The sequence below is a fragment of the Corallococcus sp. CA041A genome, from assembly GCF_003612075.1.
Classification (GTDB): domain Bacteria; phylum Myxococcota; class Myxococcia; order Myxococcales; family Myxococcaceae; genus Corallococcus; species Corallococcus exiguus.
Map to the genome: position 1 here is coordinate 1 of NZ_RAWF01000572.1, position 841 is coordinate 841.

Below are 841 nucleotides of genomic sequence, written 5' to 3' on the forward strand. Positions count from 1 at the left end.
GCGCCGCCCGTCTTGGCCAGCACCTTCGTGATGGCCGCCGTCAGCGACGTCTTGCCGTGGTCCACGTGCCCAATCGTTCCGATGTTCACGTGGGGCAGGCTGCGATCGAACTTTTCCTTGGACATGACACTCCTCGAAAAATGGAGCCCTGAACCAGGATTGAACTGGTGACCTCATCCTTACCAAGGATGCGCTCTGCCAACTGAGCTATCAGGGCTTGGCGATTCACTACAACGGTTGGAGCGGGAAATGGGATTCGAACCCACGACATTCAGCTTGGAAGGCTGACGCTCTACCAACTGAGCTATTCCCGCATTGCCGAGTGGAGAGAGGTGGATTCGAACCACCGTAGGCGTTGAGCCGGCAGATTTACAGTCTGCTCCCTTTGGCCGCTCGGGCATCTCTCCAGATATTCGCTTGTCGTGCTTCGTGCTGCTCTCTACACCATCCTGTTGCGTCCCGGGCCCTTATCCGCGGCCCGTCCTACCTGGCCGGCGGCGGGATTTGAACCCGCGACCTACTGATTACAAATCAGTTGCTCTACCGACTGAGCTACACCGGCATCCAACCAGCAACTGCCCCGCCCTACCTCATCCCGAGCGGACCGTCAACCCCTCGCAGCGGCTTGAGCGGCGCGACCTTTTAAAAGCCCCCACTCTCCAAGTCAAGGAGATTGATCCGGGGTCGTCAGCGGGAAGGCCGCCCCCGCTGGCGGGCGACCTCGTATAGCAGAATCGCGGCGGAAACCGACGCATTCAATGAACCGACCTGACCGCCCATGGGAATCCGGAGGCGGAAGTCGCAGTGCTTGAGGACGCCTTCCCTCACGCCCGCCCCCTCG

General features: G+C 60.5%; 2 protein-coding genes and 4 tRNA genes. All 6 read right to left on the minus strand.

What is annotated here, in order from left to right:
- Positions 1 to 125, minus strand: a 125-nt coding sequence (locus tag D7V77_RS42230; RefSeq protein ID WP_233588040.1) for a GTP-binding protein, incomplete at its 3' end; no start/stop codon positions are given.
- A 16-nt stretch (positions 126 to 141) separates the two neighbouring features.
- Positions 142 to 217, minus strand: a tRNA-Thr gene (locus tag D7V77_RS42235).
- Between the two features lie 21 nt (positions 218 to 238).
- Positions 239 to 314 (minus strand) — tRNA-Gly (locus D7V77_RS42240).
- A 9-nt stretch (positions 315 to 323) separates the two neighbouring features.
- A tRNA-Tyr gene (locus D7V77_RS42245) sits at positions 324 to 407 on the minus strand.
- A gap of 82 nt (positions 408 to 489) precedes the next feature.
- Positions 490 to 562: transfer RNA gene (locus D7V77_RS42250), tRNA-Thr, on the minus strand.
- 125 nt (positions 563 to 687) lie between these two features.
- Positions 688 to 841: TrmH family RNA methyltransferase (locus D7V77_RS42255; RefSeq protein ID WP_147452368.1), on the minus strand; the 154-nt coding region annotated here is incomplete at its 5' end.